Consider the following 23,184-nt stretch of genomic DNA (forward strand, 5'->3'; position numbering starts at 1 on the left):
CTAGCCGACCTTAACAAAAGGCGAGCGTTGCGCCGCCATGGCCTGCAGACATTGCGACGGCGGTACCGCAGCCTTGCCTTTGACCAGATCGGGAGAATGCAGAATCGTACCCGGACCGATCGTGAACTGGGCGTCGCCCCCTTTTACAATCGTCGTCTGTGGCGACGTAATCACCACCATTCCGCTCTTATCCATTTCAAGACGGGTATCGCCCACCTTGATGCGGAATTTTTCACCTGCCTTTATTTCAAATGTTTTACCCGCTTCGATAGCGATATTTTCGCCAGCCAGATAATTCAGGCTGTTGCCAACCATTTCCTGTTTATTGCCGCCCACCACAACCAGTTGGTCAACCCCAACAAACGTGGACTTGAACACGCCAACCTGCTCGGTCGAAGCCACGCCGACACTGCGGGAGTTGGTCATCCCAACAGACACCTTATTGTTGCTGCCAACCCGCTCAGACTGGTCATTGCCAATCTCTTTTTTTCTATCATGCCCCACCCAATGGGATTCATCACGCTCAACTTCAATATCCTGGTTGCGTTCGGCATGAATCCAGACCTGCTCCTGACCCATTTTATCTTCAAAGCGGATCGCATTGGCCGTATGATAATTGCCATCGGGCGTAGACCGCGAGTAAATCCCCATCTGGGTCTCGTTCTCCGGCAACGACCAGGGTGGCATGTTTGCCGCGTTATACACACGGCCGGTGATAATCGGCGCATCCGGATCTCCGTTCAGGAAATCCACAATCACTTCATCGCCGATGCGAGGTACCTGGATTGCGCCAAAATTGCCACTGGCCCAGCTGCTTGAGACCCGAATCCAGCACGAGCTGTTCTCGTCTTTCTTATCGTAACGATCCCAATGGAAATGCACCTTGACCTGACCATATTCATTGGTCCAGATCTCTTTGCCTTCAGGCCCCACCACCACGGCCGTTTGCGGCCCCAGGGTACGTGGCTTGCGCGTCGTGCGTGGCGGACGGAATGGCAAGGTGGTGCATTGCACGGTCAGATCGAACACGCAACGGCGGCCATTCTGTTTCGCTTCTTCGGGTGAGCTGACCGAGTGGTAGTTGTTTTCTTTTAAATCATAGCGGGTGCCCAGCACCAGATACTCGCGGTTCTCTTCTGATCGCGGGCAGCGCACCAGGTTAAACAGAGAACCGGTAGCTACGCCTCGTGCAGTACTACGCAATGTCCTCGTATCTCGAACGTGATGTTGTTCCTGCATGCGCTGGCGTGCATAACGCTCACCCAGGGGGTCATCCCCGTAATTGCCCGGCCATTCATACACTTCAGCTTGGTTATGTTCGTGCTCCAGCTTGATCTGCTGGCGCGCAGCCAGATCGGCGCGCGGGGTAGTGAAGTTATAGTCGTTGGTGGTGTATTGCCCAGGACGTAGGTCCTGAAATACGGCCACATGGGTCATGTAGTCCTGCTGAGGCAGTGTCAGCTTGTCTTCAGTGAAATACGGCACGTGTTCATAGCCGTCCACTGGCTTGTGACTTTGCACTTCGTCGCTCATGACCAGCGTATGCTTGTCCTGTTCATGACGAAAGTAATAATGAATGCCCTCGGCTTCCAGCAGCCTGCTCACAAACTGAAAATCAGTCTCGTCATACTGCACGCAATAGACGCGCAGGGCGTAGCTTTCTACCAAATCGAATTCGAACGCATGACCATAAGGTGACAGCACCTGCTTGATGGTCTCTGGCACAGACTGGTTCTGATAGATACGGAATTCTTTCTTATGCGTCGCCAGCCAGAACCAGGGCACTACGCGCGCTTCGTACACGAAGTAACGCTCGACATCCCCTTCCTGACCCACCAGCGCAAAGCTGGCGATCACACCGTTGATATAACGCGGAGCGGCTGCGGTGTCGACGGTCAATGTCAGGGATTTACCCAGCAATGACCGGACATCCACCTGCATCGAGCGATGCAGCAGTCTTACCGTATAGTCGGAAAGTGTAGACATCCCATCTGTGCCTTGCATGGCGTCAAACAGGAATTCGGCATTATCATCACCCGCAACAGAAACCCCGACCAGACGATCGGGGTTGATTATGCTTAATATATTCGTATTCGCAGACATCCAACTGTGGCGGGCTTGCTTTGAACCCGCCCCTTCTTATGTAGAAATGTTTTTATTCATTTAGAAACAGCCAAACGCATTATAAAGATGCCAGACCGGGTGAATGTGTATTTTTACAAACTATTTCATTAACATGACCAGTCAAATATTTCAATGAATTCAGGACAATGTAAACATAACAACTGCAATAAACCCGTATTGACAATGCCGGCCAGCCATTTCCTGGAGGATAAATCACATCGGACCCGAGAACCCGTACTGTTATAAAAAATGCGGCGATAAATTAAAAAGCGCCATTAATTCAATCATTTCGACGCCAGGATAACCCCTTCGATTAATGAAAATCAGGCTAAAATCGGTCGCTGACCCGTTCCTGAATTTTCAGAAAAGTTATAGATTTTTGTATTGGTCTGATTTAGTAAATTAACTTTATACGGAGATGCCCTGTGTTATCCACCTTCAAGCGAATTTTGGTCGCGACTTCAATTATCGGTATGAGTATTCTTTCAAATAGCGCGTCTGCGCAATCGCCCCATCAATTTAAAAGTGCGTACTCCTTTGAGGACACCGTATCAAGACTGGAGAGCGGGATAAAAGACAAAGGAATGTCTGTTTTCGCCGTTATTGACCATGCCGAGGCAGCAAAAAATGCCGGCCTCACAATGCCGCCGACCAAGGTGATTATTTTTGGTAATCCCAAAGCCGGAACACCGCTGATGGTGAAGTATCCGGCCCTGGCACTTGACCTGCCGTTAAGAGTCCTGGTGAATCAGGATCAGAGCGGGGTCAATGTCATTATGCATCCGTATCAAACAGCGTTTAATAATCTGCAGTTGCCAGTTCAGGATGGCGAGGCGCTGGGCCAGGCGGAAAAGTTGGTGCAAAAACTGGTTATGCAGCAGTAGCGCTTACGATCGACCGCAAAGCGATATCCCGGGTGGGTGCCGACTGGCAAAGCTCACCTGAATGCTCTTTCCTGCAAACGCTCAAACACGTTGGCTACAGAAGCAAAATCAAAAATTGAATAGCGCATAATAAGATCGCCAACGCCAACTACAGGCCGTTCAACGCGATGCGTTGAATGTAACTTTTCAGCGTATCGTCAGATGGCCGCCGTACCACCGTCAACATATAACTCCACCCCGTTCACAAAGCGCGAATCGTCGGAGGCGAGAAACAGCGCCACGGTCGCGATTTCCTCCGGGTCCCCCATCTTGCCGCGAGGAATCAGCGTCTCCATCTGCCGCATCGCGTCTTCGTCAAAGACTTGCTGTTGAATCGGCGTGGCGATCTGCCCGGGACTAAGCACATTCACCCGGATTTTCCGGTCCTTCAGTTCGTTCAGCCAGCCGCGTGCGAAAGCATGCAGCGCCGCCTTGCTGGCCGCATACACGCTGAACCCGGGAAAACCTTTTATCGAGGCAATAGACCCGGTCATGAAAATAGACCCCCCATCGTTGAACAGCGGCAGCGCCTTCTGCACCGTAAACAGCGTGCCGCGCGTATTCAGATTGAATGTGTTATCAAAATGCTGCTCTGTAATCTCTCCCAGCGGGACGGCTTCGCCGGTGCCGGCGCTGGCGTACAGAATGTCGATACTGCCCTTCTCCTGTCTGACGGTATCGAACAGGCGATCCAGATCGTCCAGATTAGATGCATCCCCGCGCACGCCGGTCACGTTTCGGCCAATCAGCCGAACCGCCTCGTCCAGCGTTTCCTGTCTTCTACCGGTAATAAAAACATAGGCGCCTTCTTCAACAAACCGCTTCGCACTGGCCAGCGCCATGCCGCTGGATCCGCCTGTGACCACGGCCACTTTGCCTTCTAACTTGCCCATCATCTTTCCTTTTGTGGCGCAAAGCCACGTTTTGGTTCCAATTTGCACAAATGTGCGGTATTTTATGGATCGGTGATCCGAATAATATCTGAATCACGATTTAAATATATGGATCAGTGATCCGTTTAATTAAAATACGGATCAGTGATCCGCTTGTCAAGGGTCTTTATGCGGGCAGATGCCAGAAAAAATTACGATCGTCTTCTTTCCGTCGCACATGAGGTGGTCACCGAACATGGCGCCGACGCGTCCATGCGCGAAATCGCGCGCCGGGCGGACGTGGGATTAGCCACCCTGCTGCGCCACTTTCCGACTCGGGAAGCCCTGTTCGATGCCTTGCTCCGTGAGAATCTGGACGCCCTCACGCAAAAGGCGGTTGAACTGGAAGCCTCGTCTCCTGCCGACGTCGCGCTCGTTTCCTGGTTTCGCGAAGGAGTGGCGTTTGTTCAAATCTATCGTGGTGTGGTGGACTTGATAGCCAGCGCCAACGAAGACCCGGAATCGGGGCTGCACGCTTCCTGTGCAGCGGTACACGAAGCCGGCGCGCGACTATTGCAGCGCGCCCAGACTGAAGGCACGGCACGCACAGATATGCAGGGAGCCGACCTGTTCGCCCTGATGTCGGGACTCGGCTGGATTGGTGAACAGGCGGCATTCGCGCCAAGGGGAGATTATTTTTTTGAGCTTATTGCGAGTGCAATTGTGACGAATCGGCCGGGGGATGGGCACAGCGCTTGAATACTCGTACGGCCAATTATCTGATGCTCAATTGAATACATACGTCATAAAGTACCCTATATGAATACACTCCTGCTCGTCGGCGGCGACCTGTGTGAACGAACAGCACGACTGCTGGATCCGGCCCATTGGCGGTGCATTGGCCTGCGCCGCAGCAAGGTAGCGTCCGCTCACGAGAACACCATTTCCTGGCGACAGGCTGATCTGCTGAACCAGGAAAGCCTGTCCTTTCTGGGGGCGGACGAATTCTCAGCGGTCACCCATGTTCTATATGCCCCATCGCCAGACAGCAGGACGATAGAGCACTACGCGGGCGTTTACTCGCTTGGTCTGCCAGGACTGCTCAATAGCCTGCCTCCCTCTTGCCTGAAAAAGCTTCAGCGCTGCGTGTTGGTGGGTTCCTCCGCCGTCTGGGCACCATCAGATGAGTGGGTCGATGAGAACACCCCCGTGCAGCAAACGAACTTTCGAGCCAGCGCACTGCTGGAGGCGGAAGCGGCTCTGCATGCTTCGCTGGCGCCGGGCGCAGGCGTTGCACTGCGGCTATCGGGCTTATACGGTCCGGGGCGACAGCAATTGCTGAAAGGATTGCAGGCCGGCACGATCACCGCACCCGACGGACCCGGCCATTGGGCGAACCGAATTCATATTGACGATGCGGCGCAGGCTTGTGCACATTTGCTGACGGTCCCCAACCCCCAACCCCTTTACATTGGTACAGATGATTGCCCAATGCCAACCGCACAGTTCTATGACGAGTTGGCGAAGTTACTAGGCGCCCCCGCTCCCGCCCGACAGATACGGCCGCCTAGTGGCAAGCGGCTGTCGAACGCGCGGTTACGGGCCAGTGGCTGGGAGCCGACGTGGCCGAATGCGCTGGAGTGGTATGCGAAGCAACAGGCCTGATCACTATCCGGAGCAGCGCCACCATCCGTTACCCGTAAGCGAACGGTATCAAATACAGCATCTGACGCGCGAGTAGCGCCGTCTACCTTCCCATTGCGGTGCAATCATCACCCGATTGGTGCGAGGCTCACCACAAGCATGATATTTCCCTCTAAAGCGCCACAATCCAGCCTCTGACGCGTGCATCTACAGTCATGGCACCCCTCGCATCCGCATTGGCACAGCTTTTGCTCATGTAAACAGGTAGAACAAAAGCCAATGATATCCATTGTGTACTGTTAGCGATCAACCGTCTTTTCGGCATATAACCTATCCATGTCTCAAGCGCCCCCTACCCCAACCGACGACGATGGCCCAGCGTACTGGCGCTCCCAGGAAATGCTGTTGCTGCAGAATATCATTGCGCTTTCCGATAAAAAATTCTCTTATGAAGCCGTGTATAAAGAGATATTGCATCTGCTATCGGAGTTGTTAGGCCTGAATCGCGGCCGTATCGTGCTGCAAACCCCAGGCGCAAGGGAGGGCAAAATCCGCTATTCATATGGCCTGACCCGCGAGGAAGCGGAAAAAGGCGTCTATGCCTTTGGCGAAGGCATTACCGGGCGCGTACTGGCAACCGGCCAGCTTGCCGTCGTGCAGGACATCGATAACGAGCCTTTGTTTCTTTTTCGTTCCGTTGAACGCAGGCATTTGCCGCAGGAGCATGTCGCGTTTATTGCCTTGCCGATTACGGTCGGACAGCAGGTCAAAGGGGCGCTGGTTTGCCACCGCATCCGCACGCGTTCGCGCGCACTGGCCGATGATCTGACCATTCTTCGCATATTGGTCACTTACATTGGTCAGCTGATGCATCTTGAAGGGCATATCGAAGAAAAAAATCGCGAGCTGGAACATTATAATCAGCTGCTGCACGGCAGTCATTATGACATTTCGCATTACGGCATCGTGGGCAATTCACCCGAGCTGTTCCGGGCCATTTCCGAACTGGAACGGGTCTCAGACTCCACGGCAAGCGTGTTGCTGCTGGGACAATCCGGTACCGGCAAGGAGTTGTTTGCCCGGGCGCTGCATCTGGCCAGCCCGCGTCAGGACAAGCCGTTTATCAAGGTCAATTGCGCGGCCATTCCCGAATCGCTGTTCGAGAGCGAGCTGTTTGGCTACGAAAAAGGTGCATTTACGGGTGCCACCACACAGCGCAAGGGGTTATTTGAACAGGCAGATGAAGGCACGATTTTTCTGGATGAAGTCGGCGAGCTACCGTTGAGCATGCAGGGCAAATTATTGCGCACATTGCAGGAAGGCACGATTACGCGCCTGGGAGGTAAACAGGAACTGAAGATTGATGTGCGCCTGGTTGCTGCCACCAATCGGAATCTGGGCCAGGAGGTACAAAACGGCCGCTTTCGGGAAGATTTGTATTACCGCCTGAATGTGATTCCGATTCAGCTTCCTTCGCTGGCAGAGCGCAAAAGCGATATTCCGGCACTGGCCCTGCATTTTCTGAACAAGTTTAATCAGGCCAATCAGCGTAATCTCAATCTGAAGCCGGATGCGCTCACCCTATTGCAGAACCACCATTGGCCCGGCAACATACGGGAACTTTCAAATGTCATGGAGCGCATGGTGCTGCTGTCCGACAAACTCGTCCTGACGGCAGATGATCTGAAACCCTTCATGAGCATCAACAGAGTCGATGCCCCATCGCCATCGCCATCGCCATCGCCAGCCTCAGCCGTGAACCACCTGCCCATCCATGCGCCACCAGAATCGTTGCCAACTGTCATACGACCTTACGCCAGCGTAAACTCACACTCCGGCCAGACCTTGCTGGAAGCGGTGCGACTGGCGGGCGGCAATAAATCCCGGGCTGCGCAGAATCTCGGATTAACGGTACGGCAACTAACCTACCGCATGCAGAAAATGGGACTCTGATCGCACGCCAATATTTGTAAAAAAGGGCCTGTTTACAATCCAGGCCCTTACTCTCAACACGTATAACGGTGTGTCTTGCCGATCAGTACTGCTTATAGGGCAGGAATTTGCCAGACAGCACAACATTCACGCGATCACCCTTGGGATCGTTCTCACGCTGAATGTCCATTGAAAAATCGATTGCACTCATAATGCCATCGCCAAACTCTTCATGAATCAATTCCTTGATCGTCGTGCCATACACATTGACGAGTTCATACCAGCGATATATCAGCGGATCGGTGGGCACGGCGGTGTCGAGTGACCCTTTTTGCGGCACCACTTGCAACCATGCCACCGCCTCATCGCTCAGACCGAACAGTTTGCCCAATTGTTCAGCCTGCTTTTTGTCAAACGTCATTTGCCCAAGACAACCGGCAGTGGTCCATTCCTTGGACAGACCGATTTCCCTGGCTACATCGGCCCATTTAATGCCCTTGAGCACTTTGGCCGACAGAATCATTTTGGTTACTTCATCGCGACTGGAGATCATCTTTATTTCCTCTGTAAGTTAACATTCACCGCCCGGCGGCTCATAAAAAAACTATTTTTTAACTGCAAACATCTTTCTTTCTGTTGATGCAGGCACACCAGGCTGCGCATTCGCGGGGGGATCTGCTGCAGCAAGCCCCTGCCCCGCTCCCACTTCGCGTAGCCCTTCTGGCCGCGCCTGCTGTCCCGACATCGATTTACTCACCAGAAAATCGATCAGGTGATTTCGGAGCCGGTAATATTGCGGGTCCTGGTGCAACGATTCGCGACTGCGATCGGCCGATAGCGTGTTCTCTACAATCTCGGCGATGCGCGCCTGCGGGCCATTGCTCATGAGCATAATCCGGTCCGCCAGCAGAATGGCTTCATCTACATCGTGCGTAATCATGAAAACCGTCTGATTCGTCGCTTTGCAGATCTTGAGCAACTCATTCTGGATATTGCCCCGTGTAAGGGCATCCAGCGCACCGAAAGGTTCATCCATCAACAGCATTTTCGGCTCTACCGCGAAGGCCCGCGCAATCCCCACGCGCTGTTTCATGCCGCCCGACAACTCACTTGGCTTCTTGTGCGCCGCATGGCTAAGCCCCACCATATCAAGATAGGTTTGACTATGCTCTTTTACTTTCTCTTTGCTCCAGTCGGGATATTTCGACCGAACCGCAAATGCAATATTTTTCTCTACGCTGAACCAGGGCAGCAAGGCATGGCTTTGAAATACCACGCCCCGCTCCAGACTCGGCCCGGAAATTTCCCGGCCATCCATGATCACCACCCCGTCGGAGGGTTCTTCGAGCCCGGCCAGTACATTCAGAATCGTGCTTTTGCCGCAACCGGAATGACCAATCACGCAGATAAACTCGCCTTTATGGATATCAAAACTGATATTGTCAAACACCGGCACCGCATTTGCCTGGTACCTTTTTGACATATTTTCAACCTTGATAAAAGGCAGCGCGTGCGTCACAGCTTGAGATGCAGTCTTATTCAACATAGGTCAGTTTCCTTTGAATCACAGCAAATGCCAGGTCAAGCAACATGCCAATCACACCAATCATCAGCACGGCGAACATCACATTGCCGAGCGACAGGTTGTTCCATTCATTCCAGACGAAATAGCCAATGCCGGTTCCACCAATCAGCATTTCTGCGGCCACAATCACCAGCCATGCAATACCCATGGAAATGCGCATGCCCGTGATAATTGTCGGCGCCGCGGCGGGCAGGATAACCAGGAACGCCTTGCGCAATGGCGATACTTCAAGGGTGCGCGCCACATTCAGCCAATCCCTGCGCACGCCAGCGACACCAAAAGCCGTATTGATCAGCATCGGCCACACCGAGCAAATGAAAATCACAAATATGGCAGAGGCATTGGCATCTTTGATGGTGTACAGGGCAATCGGCATCCAGGCCAGCGGCGAAATCGGCTTGAGGATCTGGATAAACGGGTCTAGCGCGCGATACAGTACCGGTGACATGCCAATCGCAAAGCCGATGGGAATGGCAATCAGACAGGCCGCCAGATAACCCAATGCGACACGCCCCAGGGAATGCAGCAATTGAATACCGATACCCTTATCGTTCGGACCATTGTCATAAAAGGGATTCGATAATTGATGAAGTGCGATTTTCCCGAACTGCAGCGGGGTCGGCATACCATTGACATCCTGCGCGCTATTGGCACCAGTCGCGCCGGACGCCGCATCCGGGGCCTGCCCCATCAGCATGGCATACTCAGCGCTTTCAGCAGATGCGCTGGCGTCTTGATCGGCGCTGCGTGTGCTCACTTGCCACAGCAATAGAAAAACCAACAGCATCACCACAGACAGCGCAGCGGAGCGGAAAATAAGTGAACGTTTCATCATGCTTACCCTCTCTTGATAGCAAAACTATCCACATAAGCCGCTGTTTGCGAGGCATCATAGGTTTTGCCCATCACATCAAACGTCCGATAACCGGAAACAGGTTCTGCATCCGCACCCGCCAGGCTCAATTCAGCCATATGCCGGCGCGCATCGGTCATCAGGAAAACCTGCTCGGCCAGCGCCTTGTAATCGACGTCCTGCTTGATATACCCCCAACGCTTCATTTGACCAAGCATCCAGGTGGCCATGGAATACCAGGGCATGGGATCGAACCGCGCGCGATCGGGGTCGCGATGCACCTGCCCCAACCCGTCGGCGTAACGTCCGTCCAGCGCTTGCCGGATCACGATTTCAGGCTGATTCAGATAATTGCGGGTGCTGATCACCTTGGCGATCTCCGGCAAATTTTCCGGCTTACCGGCGGCCGCCGAGGCATTCAGGATGGCGCGGTACAAGGCCGCAAACGTATTCGGGTTCTGCTTGACAAATCCATCGCTCACGCCGAAAGAGCAGCAGGGATGCCCGTTCCAGATTTCTTTGGACAGCAGATGAATGAAGCCGACACTATCGTACACGGCTCGCTGGTTAAACGGGTCCGGGCCGAGAAAGCCATCGATATTGCCGGCGCGCAGATTGGCAATCATCTCGGCAGGCGGCGTCACGCGCAATTGCACATCCTGATCCGGATCAATGCCATGTTCGGCCAGATAATAGCGCAGCAGGAAATTGTGCATAGAAAACTCAAAAGGAATCGCAAACTTCATCCCCTTCCAGTTTTTCGGATCACGATTGTCTTTATGCTTCATCGCCAGGGTCAGCGCCTGCCCATTGGTGTTCTGTATCTCTGCCACGCGCATGGGCGTGGCCTGCGAGCCCAGCCCCATGGTGATGGCCAGCGGCATGGGTGCAAGCATATGGGCAGCATCCAGCGCCGAGTTCAGCATATTGTCGCGAACCAGCGCCCAGCCTGCGGTTTTCTGCAGGCTCACGTTCAGTCCCTGCTCCTTGTAAAAGCCCATGGGGTCGGCCATGATCAGCGGCGTAGCGCAATTGATAGGGATAAAACCAATCTTAAGATCTTTCTTCTCCAGCTGCCCGGCCTCTGCCGCCATCGCCTGCATGGCTGGAATCGGTAACACAGCTGCAATAGCAGACATCGCAGTGGTGACGCCTACTGCCTTGAGAAACGTCCGGCGGGTTGGCTCATGCGGAAACAGCGCTTTGACGGCAGCCGCTTCAATAAAGTCGCGGGAACGCTTGTCCTGGTCGTCTGCACCGGCAACACGCGCCGCCTGTGAATCATGGGCCGCCTGACTACTATGGTTGCCGCAACAGCAACCGCCCAACGTACTCAGATGGGTATAGGGCCGATAGTGGTTGTCATCATTCATGTTACGCAATCCCTTTGTTACGGTTAAGTTGCTGCTGTTTTCTCAAATAGATGGTCGCAACATGCCGGCTGTCGGTCCATTGCTCCATATGCAGAAAATCGGGTTGTGCCGTCATGGTTCGCCATGCGCCCTGTCGGTCTGGCGTGCCCTGAATATCAATCGAAAGCAGACGGGTTTTCAGCTTGATAACCGGCGGCGCGTGCTGGTAACCGGTATCGGCACGACCGGCAATGTGATTGGCAATCGCAGTGGCCTGCTTGGCGATAGGTTCGATAAAGCGGCAGGCCGCGCCATGAATGCTGATACAGTCACCCAGTGCATAAATATCCGGGTCACTGGTCTGTAGGGTGCAAGGATCCACTACAATGCCGTTATCAAAATCCAGGCCGGCAAGCCTGGCCAGGCGTTTATCGGTAGCAAGCCCGGTTGCTGCGATAACCACATCTGCAATCAGCGCTCGACCGGACGCGGTCGTAATCAACTTGCGCTCATCAGTATTCTGAATGATGCTCTGCACGCTTTCATGACCGAAATAATCAATCCCCATATTGCGCTGACATTCAAGCAGCATGCGAGATGCCGCCTCAGGCAATAATGCTGCAAGCGGCAGTGGCAGGCAATCGATCAGCATCACACCATGCCCTGCACGTCGCAAATCCTCGGCCAGTTCGCAGCCGATCATGCCGGCGCCAATAATTGCAATCTGTTTGGGAGACTGGCCCAGCGCCTTGCGCATGCCGGCCCATCCGGCAAGATCATTGATCCGCCAGCATAATGAACTCGGCAGCACAGCAGGCAGACTGGGCCGGGCACCGACAGCAAGCACCAGTTTTTTATAGCCGAATGTGCCGCGGGTGGTGCGCAGTTGCTTAAGCACAGGACTGACGCCGGTCACGAAACAATCGCTGACCACTTCTACGCCAAGACGTTGCGCTGCATCAGCGGCCTGCTCTTTTACCAGGCTGTCCGCAGTCATGCCACGGCTCACCGCAACCGACAGCTCCGGTTTGTGATAACGATGCGCATCACTCGCACTCATTACGGTTAGCGGTACAGTCGGGTCCGCTGCGCGAATCGCCGAAGCGGCAGCCCAGCCAGCAGTACCGGCGCCAACCACCACCACGCCGTCCTCCCGAAAGACCGGCGCTACGTTGCCGGTGGCGGTGACGGGTTCAGGTTTGTGATACGGTTCAAAATCGGTTTTGGTCACGCCACAGAGCGGGCAGGCCCAATCATCGGGAATGTCTTCGAAACGGGTACCGGGCGCGAGACCACTATCCGGGTCCCCGAACTCCTCGTCATAGATCAGACCGCAGGCGCGGCAGATAAACTGTTGCCAGTCACGTGCAAGCTCGCTCATACCGGCACCTCTTCTTTCATCAGACGTGCCATTTCCCAGCGCAGATGCTTGATCGCCGGCGTAACAATGGCCACAAAATGGGCTTCGCGCACACGCCGTTGTGGCGCCGCTGCACGCAGATAGCCGCGCGCGCCATGATGTAACAACGCTGACTGCGTCGCTTTCAGCGCCAGTTCCGCACCATGAGTGCGTGCATCCAGCACATCCAGCAAATATTCTTTGTCTGTGGCAAAGGGGGTTGCGACAAGCCCGGCAACGCGCGATTGCAGTTCATCAAACTCTGCCTGCATTCTGTCCGGCCCATCCCGCAAAAATGCATTCACATGTCCCAGGGTGGGCGTCACCTCGCGCATGGCATCAATACTGGCCTGAATCAAACCCGTTGCCATGCCGATCTGCAGCAGAATAAAGGCCCCGCGGATACGCGCCACAAAGGGTTTGGCCGGATCGGCGACAATGTCATCCTGACCAACAAAATAATCCTTCAGACGCACCCGCCACGTACTGGTGCCTTCCATCCCGGAAAAAGCCGGACACGCATCCAGCTGTACGCGCTCGTCCATATCCAGAATAAACAATACTTCATGTGTGATTTTTCCGGTCGCATCTTCGACAGCTGCAATCGCACCACAGTACTGCCCTTTTCCGATATGACTCACCCACGGCAGCGTTCCGTTAACCACATAACCATTTGCCACCTTTTGGGCGCGCAACAGCATGGGCTCGATACCGCTCAGATACTTCATCGGATTCGATAACGCAGTCCCGCCCAGCGTGAGGCCAGCGGCATGGCCGGCCAGACGATCCCGTAATGCCGTGTTTTCGGACTGATCCATATACAGGCCGCAAACACCATGGCACCACATCAGAAACGCGGTAGAACCACACACCGCCCCCACTTCCTGCATGGCGGCCAGCGCCAGATCGTAACGGGTGTCCTGCGCGCCCAGATGGACGCCAAGCGCACCCGCTTTACCCAGGGCCGCCATGATCTCCCGCGGATAATGCCCCTCGTCAATGTTGTTCGCGATAGGCAGGAGTTCCTGGTGGGCAATCGCTTGCACCTGATTCAGCATGGCATTGCCAATACTGCAGCTTGCGCTATCGGTAGAATAGGTTTCCAGTGCGAGACTCATGAGCAGCTCCGGTTAATGAATTTAGTTTGCCAGGCCGATGCTGAACGGAATGGGGTTACGCAAGGTGTTGGCGACGGGCGAGTAAAAATTCGCCTTTTGCACGATCTCATCCAGCTCTTCGCGCGACGCATCGCCTTCAACCAGGACCTTCACACGAATCTCCTGAAAGCCCATTTGTGCGGGCTGCATAGGTGCACCACCCGCCCCCCAGGCTGCTGGATTGCCGATATCGGCTTCAAGGAAAATTTCCAGACGTGATAATTTGATTTGCTTCCACGTTGCCACGGCTGTGATACCTACAGCAAGGCAGCCACCAAGGCCAGAGAGCACAATTTCACCGGGCGCCGGTGCCGTATCTTCACCGAACAAATGCAGCGGTTCATCTACAACGACAGGTGTATGATCACCCACATAACTGAGGGACCGATACATACCCTGCATAACGGTATGCACCTTATTGGTACCGCGAGAACCAGGGTTATTGCGACCTTTTTCAGCGAAACCCATCAGCCCCTCACGGTCGATGGGCTTTAAATAGGCGGTCACGGTTTTTTCAGCAACAGTATTTTCAGACATTACATTCTCCACTTGGCAATCCACCTGAACATGGTGGTACTTATGCCAAAGCAAAATGCATGCCAATTAATTAATATTATTCATTATCAAATACTTGGGATTTTTACGACAGGTGTGCCGCGTTCGGGAGGGGGTATAGGACGGTGGGCGATGTCGACATTGTTAACAATGTCGACAATGTGCGGGGTGTGCGGTTTTGTGAGGGTTATGAGGTAGATCCTCCCCTGTTATTCCTTCGCGGGAGTCAGGAAGCAATACTGTTTTTCTCTGAACTGCATCGCCAGATACACGCACTCATCCCAATTTTCCGTTAAACAGACATGCTCTGGCTGCGCCATCTCCTGCATGCTGCACTTCTCATCCTTACAAATTTGGGTATATACCTTTCCGCTCCTGAAGTGCCCGACTGCAATGACCGTCTGATTCCTGGGAAGATCAAGCGCTGCCAATGCATCGATCATTTTCTGCTGCTGCGCGCGCGTGCCGGATAACGGTGGCTGTGAAAGGGTCATCTTTCCGGCCTCCAGCATAATCTTCATATACTCGTTGAATTGAGCGCCAGAGCATGTCAACTGCTTGTTTTCTGATACCAAAGCATTGTCAGCATCACGTTGCAGCATACGAGATTTGTAAAAAAATGCCGATATCACGAGTAATAACAACGCAATAAGGGGAATGATGTAGCTCTTTTTCATTGATTTCATCTACGTATTTATTTTTACTGCTTGTCCAACAGAAGACGCCTCTATGTTTTCACAACACGCGATCAACAATTCGGTCAGCACGCGCACCTTCCTGGACGGATGCCGACCTGGCGGGCGAATAACATACGCCCCGGCCGGTGGTGGTGGAAATCGCGTCATGATGGGAACCAGTGCGCCCGAGGCTACATATGGATTGGTCACGGCATCGGGCAGCCAGGCAACGCCTACGCCCTCTAATGCCGCGGCAACCAGCGCGGTAGCGTTGTCGGCCTTAAACCGCCCCTGAGGGTGCACCGTAATGATCTTCTCCCCATCCAGAAACTGCCACGCTTCACCGCCCTGCATCAGCGCCTGATGTTCGATCAGCGCATCCGGCGCCTCCGGTGCGCCATGCGCTCTAATGTAATCGGGACTGGCCACCAGCTTGCCGTAAATGGGCCCGACACGCCTGGCTATCAGGTCCGAATCCTGCAGGTAGCGGATACGGATCGCGCAATCAAACCCCTCTGCGACCATATCGACAAAGCGATCGCTATAGGACGCATGCACATGCAATTGCGGATGTAATCGCGCCATTTGCGCGAGCACAGGAGCCAGATGCGTGGTCCCAAAAGAAATCGGCACCGCAATACGCAGACGCCCGCAAAGTTCGCCCGAAGGCAGGATGGTTTCCCTGGCTGTATCAATCTCGGCGCAGGCTCTGGCCGCATAGTCACGAAAGATCGCACCAGCTTCGGTGAGCGCTGCACCTCGTGTGGTGCGAGCCAGCAACTGCACACCCAGCTCGGCCTCCAGTCGCAACAGCCGCCGGCTCACGATCGATTTTGAAATCCCCAGGCGGCGCGCGGCAGGCGACACGCCCCCGGCATCGGCCACGTCCACAAACGTCTGCAGTTCTTTGATGTCCATGTCAGCGTTCCTCTTTTCGCGACACAGTGTAGCACGAGGCATGGCTACCGTAGCGCGGGCAGCAATGCCAGAATGCCTGCAGGCAGTGTCACTCGCGGCACACGCCTTTTGATTCGAACTTCTCACACATAAAGGACAGACTTATGACATTCCGCAACGGCCTGGACTCGCTACTTCGTCCCGAAGACTCGGTGCTGGTTCTGATTGACCACCAGGCTTATCAACTCGCCAACCTGAACAGCCACGACCCGCAAATGGTGGTGAACAACACCACCGCACTGGCCAAACTGGCAAAAGCTTTCAACGTTCCCACCATACTTACAAGTGTGATCGCTGCACGTGGTGGACTGCTCTTTAAGCAAATCACAGATGTATTTCCGGATCAGGAAGTGATTGATCGCACCTGGGTTAACACCTGGCAGGACGAAAAGGTGGTAGATGCCGTCAAGGCCACCGGCCGCAAGCAACTGATCATCGCCGGCCTGTGGACAGAAGTCTGCGTCGCCATGCCTGTCATTCAGGCGGCAGGTGAAGGCTGGGACGTGACCGTGATCACCGACGCATCGGGTGGGATTTCCAAAGAATCTCACGAAGTGGCTGTGCAGCGCATGATTGCCGCCGGCGCGAACGTGATGACGGTTATGGCCATCGCTGGCGAATGGCAACGCGACTGGGCTCGTACCGAGCATGTTGAAGCACTCACTGAAATTCTTATCGACCACTTCAGTGGTAGCGGCATTGCGTATCTATGGGAGCAGCAGCTGCTTAACACGCCGTCGCCGAAAAACGCAGATTAATTGTAGTCGGCCGGCTTCGCAACGCCTGGATGCTTATTCATGTACTGGCTCGCTTAATGCCAGGCTGGCATCAGCATGCTTATTATTGTATGCCCAGGTCAAGCGGGCGTTGCACCGTATCCTGAGGAGTATAAATACTTCTTTTGGTCGATCATAAATCGATTATGGTCGACCAAAATCTATCTGTTAAAGCTTACCCAAAAATATCGCCACTGCCTATGAGATCCCCAATAATAGGGAGCCCGTCTAAAATGCTAAAAATCGAATCAAGAAGGCCGGAAATCAAATCCATTATTTTCTCCAATCGGTTAGTAGGTATTAATTGGTAAAAAGGTGTTTCTTAAATACACCCGGGTTAACTGTATGTTACTCGTCGCCCCTTTGTACACTGAAACCACGTAAGCAATTGTATTTTTTATTTCATTTGAAATAATAGTAGGGTTTGATTGGTTGATAACAGCCTTCATAAGAAAAACCAGGAAGATCGATTTGACGTGGCCTACAGCATAGAAGCCCACAGATTACCTGTTCAGTTTTTCATATTGTTCAATTCGTTACACTATTTTTTAATATTTTGTTAATGACGACTTTATGACGTTGCATTAATGAGGACCGTTCCCTGAGAGGCTAAAAAACACAAACCCTACGCAAGCCATACATAGCCACAGTTGCAATTTATTTCCCGTCGCAAACTATAATTACATATGGCATAATTATCCTCATCGGCTCTTTCCATGCCAGAGCCTTCATATCATATGGCCATTGAAAAAGCAGCCGATTGATATCTTCAATATCCGCAGGTCTGATGAGCATGGTACTCGAAGTGGGGACGAACAGAAACCATGTTGACCGATGCCATTATGTCCAATACCAGGCGGCGCGACTGCAATAGCAGGCACGCACCTTTCTCTCGCATACTCAGCCTCCGCGGTAACTGCATCCAGATATGCGCCAGCCGCGAAGCCCCGGCCAATACGCTGAAAATCGAGACCGTTCCATACGCTGAACACCCCGCTCTATCCAATACAACGCTACACAATCATCAAGGTTCTACCTACACCCCCTAACATCCGCCAGCACACTGAGGAGACACTGGTCATGGCAGCGAACAATGGGCAGTTTAATTTCTTGATTATTACCACAGACGAAGAACGCTATCCGCCAGTATATGAAGACGAAAGCATCGCGCAGTTTCGCCGGGACTACCTGCACGGCATGACCGCCCTGCGTGAAAACAGCCTGGAGCTGCACCGGCATTACACCGCCAGCACCGCCTGTAGCCCCAGCCGGACCAGTATCTACACCGGCCAATACCCTTCCCTGCACGGAGTTACCCAAACCTCGGGCATGGCCAAAGAGTGGTATGACCCCAGCATGTTCTACCTGGATCCCAACACTGTCCCCACCATGGGCGACTATTTTCGCGCCGGGGGTTATCGTACCTTCTACCGCGGCAAATGGCATTTATCACACCCGGACATCATTCTGCCCGGCAGTGTGAATACGATGATGAGCACCAATAAAGACGGCACACCCATACCGCGTGCAGAACAGTTATATACCGCTGCCAATAAACTGAACGAATACGGCTTCGACGGCTGGATAGGCCCCGACCCGCATGGCGCTGACCCCGCTAACGCAGGCATCAACCGCGACCCCGGTTTCGCCAATCAGGTTATCAGCCTGCTGGACGCACTGGAAAATGACAGCAACAACCAGCCCTGGCTTACCGTAGCCTCATTCACCAACCCACATGACATCGTCTTCTTTGGCACGCCATGGCTGTCCTTCGGCTACAAATATGATTTCCCGGACTTCATCAAAAACCTGAACCTGCCACTGCCGCCGACCCGCTGCGAAGACCTGTCCACCAAACCTCGCGCGCAGAAAGATTATGCAGAAAAATACGGCGAAATGTTCTTCCGTAATCCGACCATTCCGCAGTACTACCAGATGTATTACTACCTGCAATACGTCGTCGACCAGGAAATTCTCAAGGTATACCAAAGACTGCGCAACAGCCGATTCTTCCAGAACACAATTGTCATTTACACGTCCGATCACGGCGACATGCTGGGCGCGCACGGCGGCATGCACCAGAAATGGTACAACGCCTACGAAGAATCCCTGCATATTCCATTCATCATATCCAACCCGACCCTGTTCAACGGCAAGCAACACAGCCATGCGCTCAGCAGCCATGTCGACATCCTTCCCACCCTCATGGGTCTGGCCGGCATCAGCCAGGAAGACGCCGCCAACGAACTCAAACCGAGTCATTCCGAAGTGCATCCGCTGGTGGGCGCAGATCTGTCCGAGCTGGTTCGCAACAGCGGCACCGGCGGCTATAGTGATAGCGCCTTGTATTTCATGACCGATGACGAAGTAAGCGAAGGCCTGACCGACGTCAACCCGCGCGACCACCCATATTCGCCCATCGCCGAGCCCAGCCACATTGAAACTATTATCACCCGCCTGCCCGATGAAAATGGTGAGCAACAGATATGGAAATATTCGCGCTACTACAGCAACCCGAAATTCTGGGGGGGCGCGAGCAATCCGGATCAAAGCATCACCCTGCAGCCAGAAGGTGGCCCCGCCGAATTCGAACTGTATAACCTGAGCGAGGATCCGCTGGAAAAGACGAACCTGGCCGCCGGCTGTGGGCAAAACTCAGCAACCGACAGTGTGATGAAGACATTACAGGCGCTGATGATGCAGCAGCGACGCAAAAAACGGTTGCGGCCAACGGGGCAGGTGGTGGATTAATATATCTTCAATAACCAGTGAGAGGTTTTTTATAGTCGGTTGCGTGCTGAGTGGTTTTACTTACGGCGCCCTAACGAGGAAGGCGCTACGCCGAACCGCCCTCGAAACGCCCTGCTGAAATGGGAAACGTCCTTGAAGCCGCAGCTCATCGCCACGTCAGTGATGCGCACAACCGTTGCCTCGCTAAGCATCCGGTAGCTTGCCGTCAGTCGCTGTTCCCACAGCCATTGGATTGGCGTTGCCCCTTCGCGGGCAAATAGACGGTGCAGCGTGCGGGGTGCCATGGATGTCCCCCTTGCGATCGTGTCTATGTCGATCTCGCAGTCATGTATGCGAGCGAGCATATATTCCTTAACTTGGTACAGCCTGTTTTCCAGGAGCGCGACAGATTCCAGGCCAGCCTCGGCCTCCAGCATAGTCGATATGATGTCCAGGGTGGAAGCACTCAGTCGTCTATCGGTCGCATCCCCTGCCGTATCCTCTATCGATTCATCGATAGCAAATAACTGCCGCAAGAATGTTCCTGTAATCGGCCCCATTCGCGAGCTGGCAGCAATCCTTCGGGCCGCCATGCTTTGGGCAGCCGGCAAACGGCAAGTCAGCAAAGGACGGGGAATCATCACCATCGCCGCTTGGGATACCTGTCCCAGTTCAAGTTCGAACGGGCGCGACTGATCTTGCAATACCATGTCTCCGCCCTTCAGACCGGCATATCTGCCCTCCTGCTGCAGTCCGGCCGTTCCTTCAAGCATTAACCAAAACATGAAGTAGTCGCGCTGATCTTTACGAATCTCGGTGGGACGCCTTACTACGCGAATAACCTCGTTGTTTCGTGTCGCAGACCATATGCTGCATAATGCCAATGCCCCTAACTGTCTGATCGTGACGCGCGCCCGAAAATGACGGTCTGCGGCCTTGCTGCACTCTGTAAGCGAGAACTGCCGGCACGTAACGTAGTGCCAGTGATCAAAACTGTCTCCCGGTTTAACTGCTGTGATCGCCTTCATGTTCCCGCCCATGTCTCCAGTCAGTGCATCACCGGAAAATTGTTTTCTGCGCAAAGCTTAAGTCCGGTTACTGAAACCCGTCAAGCGCTTTATGGTGCACAATGATCCATACAACTGCCCATAGAGCTGTCCATAGAACTGCCCATAAACTGGCCTACCATGCTGTCCTTGCCGCCGTGCGTGGCACGCCCAAGCCAAAAATATAGTGAAACTGGCACGCCAGGCAAAGCAACTGAATCCTATACCTTCTAATCTGTAGATATCTACGATACGAATCACGGCTACGCGAGAGGCAGCGCAATCAGTGATGACACAAACCCGAGGAGAATACCATGCCAATTGTGATTGATCAGATGAATCCGGAAACGACGGCGTTGATTGTGGTTGACATGCAGAACGATTTCATCGCACCGGGAGCGCCGCTGGAAACGCGCATGGGGACTGAGTTAGTGCCCAGGCTGAAGAAACTGATTGATCACGCCCGTAATAGCGGCATGAGCGTGATCTTCACCACGCATGCACACCGCCGCAACGGCTGCGACATGGGCCTGTTCGGCGAGATCCACCCACCGATCCAGGATCGTATCGGCTTGGTGGACGATAGCCCAGGCATTGACATCTACCCAGACGTCGCACCGCAGGGCGACGAAGTCGTGATAAAGAAGCATCGCTATAGTGCCTTCTTTGGCACCGATCTGGATATCATTCTGCGCACGGGAAAGATTGAGACCGTCATTGTTACCGGCGTGACCACCGAGAATTGCTGCCACGCCACTGCCCGTGACGCCATGTTCAATGGCTATCGCGTCGCATTCATTTCAGATGCTACTGGAACCTACGACTACCCTGATGTCGGCTTCGGTGCCATTGCCGCGCAGGAGGTGCATCGGGTAACACTCAGTGTTCTGGGCGTATCCACGGCACATGTGATGACAACGGACGAACTGATCAACAAAACGGCTCTGAGCGCAGCCGATCACACCGTCGTTAAATAGCCCCTGTTTATCTCCTTTTGTAGCTACTATCAGCTATATTTAATATCCGTTTTAGCAGCGTGTTGTACTGCGCGTTGCTGTCGCTCGTTTTCCGAGTCCAAGTTTGACCTGAATATGGGAATATTGCATGAACCAAGAAGAACTTGCCAGCTTATCGGCCTCTGAGACTGTCCAGCTTGTCAGATCGAAACAAGTGTCCCCCGTTGAAACAACACAGGCTGCAATCGACCGGATAGAAAAGCTTAACCCTGCGTTGAACGCGGTTATCTACACTGATCTCGACGGTGCAAAACGGAAAGCTCACGACCTGGAACAGCGGATCATGCGCGGTGACAATATCGGAGGTATGGCCGGCGTACCAACCCTGATGAAGGATTTGTTCGATTTTCGGCCCGGATGGCCCTCGACCCTGGGCGGCATCCCGGCCTTGAAGGACTTCGTGCCGGACTTCTGGAGCACGTTTCCAAAACATATGGAACGTGAGGATGCGATCCTTATAGGCAAGACCAATACCCCCGTGATGGGATTCAACGGAGCCACAGACAACCCGCTATTTGGCGCGACGTGCAACCCTTTTGATCTGGACCGTAACAGCGGCGGCTCCTCCGGCGGCAGTGCTGCTGCGGTTGCCAGCGGCCTTGTACCAGTTGCCGGGGCCTCTGACGGCGGTGGCTCCATCCGGATACCTGCCTCCTGGTGCGGCGTCGCGGGTTTTCAGCCGTCATACGGCCGTGTGCCCATGGTGCTGCGACCCAATGCATTTGGCGCCCTATCGCCATTTGTGTACGAAGGGCCGGTTGCCCGATGTGTAGACGATCTGGCGCTGGTAATGAACGCGCTGGCGGGCTATGACGCCGACGACCCGTTCAGCAATCCCGAACAGGTAGACTTTCTTTCTTGCATCAACGCGCCTTCGCTAAAAGGCAAACGGATCGGCTACACCCGTGATTTTGGTATCTTTCCGGTAGAGGCAGCGGTTCTGGCTTGCACTGACAAAGCGGTATCAGCCTTTACTGCCGCCGGAGCACAGGTTGACGAAATCAATCTGGACATTCCCTTTTCCCAGCAGGAATTAAGTGATTTATGGTGTCGCCTGATTTCGGCAGGCTCCTGCGCCATGGTGACAGGCCTGCAACAACGTGGGATTGATCTTTTGAATGACTACCGCAGTCAATTGCCCGACTGGCTGGTGTACTGGATCGGTATCGTCAGCCGTCAATCATTTGCAGACATGCAGGCCGACCAAGTCATGAGAACTAAAGTGTTTGACGCTTTCGCTGCCGCATTCTCTGGCGTCGACCTGATTGTGTCTCCCACAACCGCCGCACTGCCAGTGAAAAATCTGAACAATGGCCTGACCACCGGCCCCTCGTCCATTAACGGCGTTGCCATTAACCCCCAGATTGGCTGGTGCATGACCTACCTGACAAACCTGATCGGCCATCCAGCTGCATCGGTGCCTGCTGGGTTAGCTGACGGTTTGCCCGTAGGCCTGCAGATTATTGGCAGGCGATATGCGGACACCGACGTGATGCAGGCTTGCGCTTGCTTTGAACGAGAACGTCCCTGGGTCTCCATATACGAATCGCTGAAGACGCGCCCTGGCGCTTGATACCAACTGAAAT

At 53.9% G+C, this 23,184-nt stretch carries 20 protein-coding genes; 8 read left to right on the forward strand and 12 right to left on the reverse strand.

Annotated features, from left to right (window positions below; all coding sequences use genetic code 11):
• Positions 1-2,103: a type VI secretion system Vgr family protein gene (locus tag MIM_RS17950; RefSeq protein WP_025374145.1), complete on the reverse strand. Its 2,103-nt coding sequence runs from the start codon at positions 2,101-2,103 to the stop codon at positions 1-3.
• A gap of 446 nt (positions 2,104-2,549) precedes the next feature.
• Between MIM_RS17950 and MIM_RS22250 the strand changes: the two genes are divergently transcribed.
• Complete coding sequence (locus MIM_RS22250; RefSeq protein WP_025374146.1) at positions 2,550-3,008, forward strand: DUF302 domain-containing protein; 459 nt, start codon at positions 2,550-2,552, stop codon at positions 3,006-3,008.
• Between the two features lie 197 nt (positions 3,009-3,205).
• Here MIM_RS22250 and MIM_RS17960 read toward each other — a convergent pair whose 3' ends face one another.
• Positions 3,206-3,940 (reverse strand): SDR family NAD(P)-dependent oxidoreductase, encoded by a 735-nt coding sequence (locus MIM_RS17960; protein ID WP_025374147.1) that lies wholly within the window; start codon positions 3,938-3,940, stop codon positions 3,206-3,208.
• A gap of 168 nt (positions 3,941-4,108) precedes the next feature.
• On the opposite strand from MIM_RS17960, the gene MIM_RS17965 reads away from it, so the two are divergent.
• From MIM_RS17965 to MIM_RS17975, 3 genes are all read left to right on the forward strand, one after another.
• Positions 4,109-4,678: a TetR/AcrR family transcriptional regulator gene (locus tag MIM_RS17965; RefSeq protein ID WP_025374148.1), complete on the forward strand. Its 570-nt coding sequence runs from the start codon at positions 4,109-4,111 to the stop codon at positions 4,676-4,678.
• A gap of 60 nt (positions 4,679-4,738) precedes the next feature.
• Positions 4,739-5,584, forward strand: a complete 846-nt coding sequence (locus MIM_RS17970) for an NAD-dependent epimerase/dehydratase family protein (RefSeq protein WP_025374149.1) — start codon at positions 4,739-4,741, stop codon at positions 5,582-5,584.
• A 315-nt stretch (positions 5,585-5,899) separates the two neighbouring features.
• Complete coding sequence (locus MIM_RS17975) at positions 5,900-7,516, forward strand: sigma-54 interaction domain-containing protein (protein ID WP_025374150.1); 1,617 nt, start codon at positions 5,900-5,902, stop codon at positions 7,514-7,516.
• 82 nt (positions 7,517-7,598) lie between these two features.
• Here the strand turns inward: MIM_RS17975 and cynS are convergent, their stop codons facing one another.
• The 9 genes from cynS to MIM_RS18020 all read right to left on the reverse strand — a co-directional run bounded on the left by cynS (position 7,599) and on the right by MIM_RS18020 (position 15,991).
• Positions 7,599-8,048, reverse strand: coding sequence for a cyanase (cynS, locus tag MIM_RS17980; RefSeq protein ID WP_025374151.1), 450 nt, complete (start codon positions 8,046-8,048; stop codon positions 7,599-7,601).
• Between the two features lie 51 nt (positions 8,049-8,099).
• Positions 8,100-8,978: an ABC transporter ATP-binding protein gene (locus tag MIM_RS17985; RefSeq protein ID WP_245592766.1), complete on the reverse strand. Its 879-nt coding sequence runs from the start codon at positions 8,976-8,978 to the stop codon at positions 8,100-8,102.
• Positions 8,979-9,030: 52 nt separating this feature from the next.
• Positions 9,031-9,912 (reverse strand): nitrate ABC transporter permease, encoded by an 882-nt coding sequence (gene ntrB / locus MIM_RS17990; protein WP_025374153.1) that lies wholly within the window; start codon positions 9,910-9,912, stop codon positions 9,031-9,033.
• A gap of 5 nt (positions 9,913-9,917) precedes the next feature.
• Positions 9,918-11,306, reverse strand: coding sequence for an ABC transporter substrate-binding protein (locus MIM_RS17995; protein ID WP_025374154.1), 1,389 nt, complete (start codon positions 11,304-11,306; stop codon positions 9,918-9,920).
• A 1-nt stretch (position 11,307) separates the two neighbouring features.
• On the reverse strand, positions 11,308-12,666 hold the full coding sequence (locus MIM_RS18000; RefSeq protein WP_025374155.1) for an FAD-dependent oxidoreductase: 1,359 nt from the start codon (positions 12,664-12,666) through the stop codon (positions 11,308-11,310).
• Positions 12,663-13,802 carry an acyl-CoA dehydrogenase family protein gene (locus MIM_RS18005; protein ID WP_025374156.1) on the reverse strand — a complete coding sequence of 380 codons (1,140 nt, stop codon included), beginning with the start codon at positions 13,800-13,802 and terminating at the stop codon, positions 12,663-12,665. The genes MIM_RS18000 and MIM_RS18005 overlap by 4 nt, the downstream gene beginning before the upstream one ends.
• 21 nt (positions 13,803-13,823) lie before the next feature.
• Positions 13,824-14,378 carry an OsmC family protein gene (locus tag MIM_RS18010; RefSeq protein WP_025374157.1) on the reverse strand — a complete coding sequence of 185 codons (555 nt, stop codon included), beginning with the start codon at positions 14,376-14,378 and terminating at the stop codon, positions 13,824-13,826.
• A 227-nt stretch (positions 14,379-14,605) separates the two neighbouring features.
• Positions 14,606-15,073, reverse strand: coding sequence for a hypothetical protein (locus tag MIM_RS18015; protein ID WP_042070530.1), 468 nt, complete (start codon positions 15,071-15,073; stop codon positions 14,606-14,608).
• 9 nt (positions 15,074-15,082) lie between these two features.
• Positions 15,083-15,991, reverse strand: a complete 909-nt coding sequence (locus tag MIM_RS18020) for a LysR family transcriptional regulator (protein ID WP_025374159.1) — start codon at positions 15,989-15,991, stop codon at positions 15,083-15,085.
• Positions 15,992-16,134: 143 nt separating this feature from the next.
• On the opposite strand from MIM_RS18020, the gene MIM_RS18025 reads away from it, so the two are divergent.
• Positions 16,135-16,788, forward strand: a complete 654-nt coding sequence (locus MIM_RS18025; RefSeq protein WP_025374160.1) for a hydrolase — start codon at positions 16,135-16,137, stop codon at positions 16,786-16,788.
• A 1,098-nt stretch (positions 16,789-17,886) separates the two neighbouring features.
• Positions 17,887-19,557, forward strand: a complete 1,671-nt coding sequence (locus MIM_RS18030) for a sulfatase-like hydrolase/transferase (RefSeq protein ID WP_025374161.1) — start codon at positions 17,887-17,889, stop codon at positions 19,555-19,557.
• A gap of 56 nt (positions 19,558-19,613) precedes the next feature.
• On the opposite strand, the gene MIM_RS18035 is transcribed toward MIM_RS18030, so the two are convergent.
• Complete coding sequence (locus MIM_RS18035) at positions 19,614-20,576, reverse strand: helix-turn-helix domain-containing protein (protein WP_025374162.1); 963 nt, start codon at positions 20,574-20,576, stop codon at positions 19,614-19,616.
• Between the two features lie 320 nt (positions 20,577-20,896).
• Here MIM_RS18035 and MIM_RS18040 point away from each other — a divergent pair, with 320 nt between their 5' ends.
• On the forward strand, positions 20,897-21,559 hold the full coding sequence (locus MIM_RS18040; RefSeq protein WP_025374163.1) for a cysteine hydrolase family protein: 663 nt from the start codon (positions 20,897-20,899) through the stop codon (positions 21,557-21,559).
• Positions 21,560-21,686: 127 nt separating this feature from the next.
• Positions 21,687-23,171, forward strand: coding sequence for an amidase (locus MIM_RS18045; protein ID WP_025374164.1), 1,485 nt, complete (start codon positions 21,687-21,689; stop codon positions 23,169-23,171).
• The last annotated feature ends 13 nt before the right edge of the window (positions 23,172-23,184 follow it).

The sequence above is a fragment of the Advenella mimigardefordensis DPN7 genome (assembly GCF_000521505.1).
Taxonomy (GTDB): domain Bacteria; phylum Pseudomonadota; class Gammaproteobacteria; order Burkholderiales; family Burkholderiaceae_B; genus Advenella; species Advenella mimigardefordensis.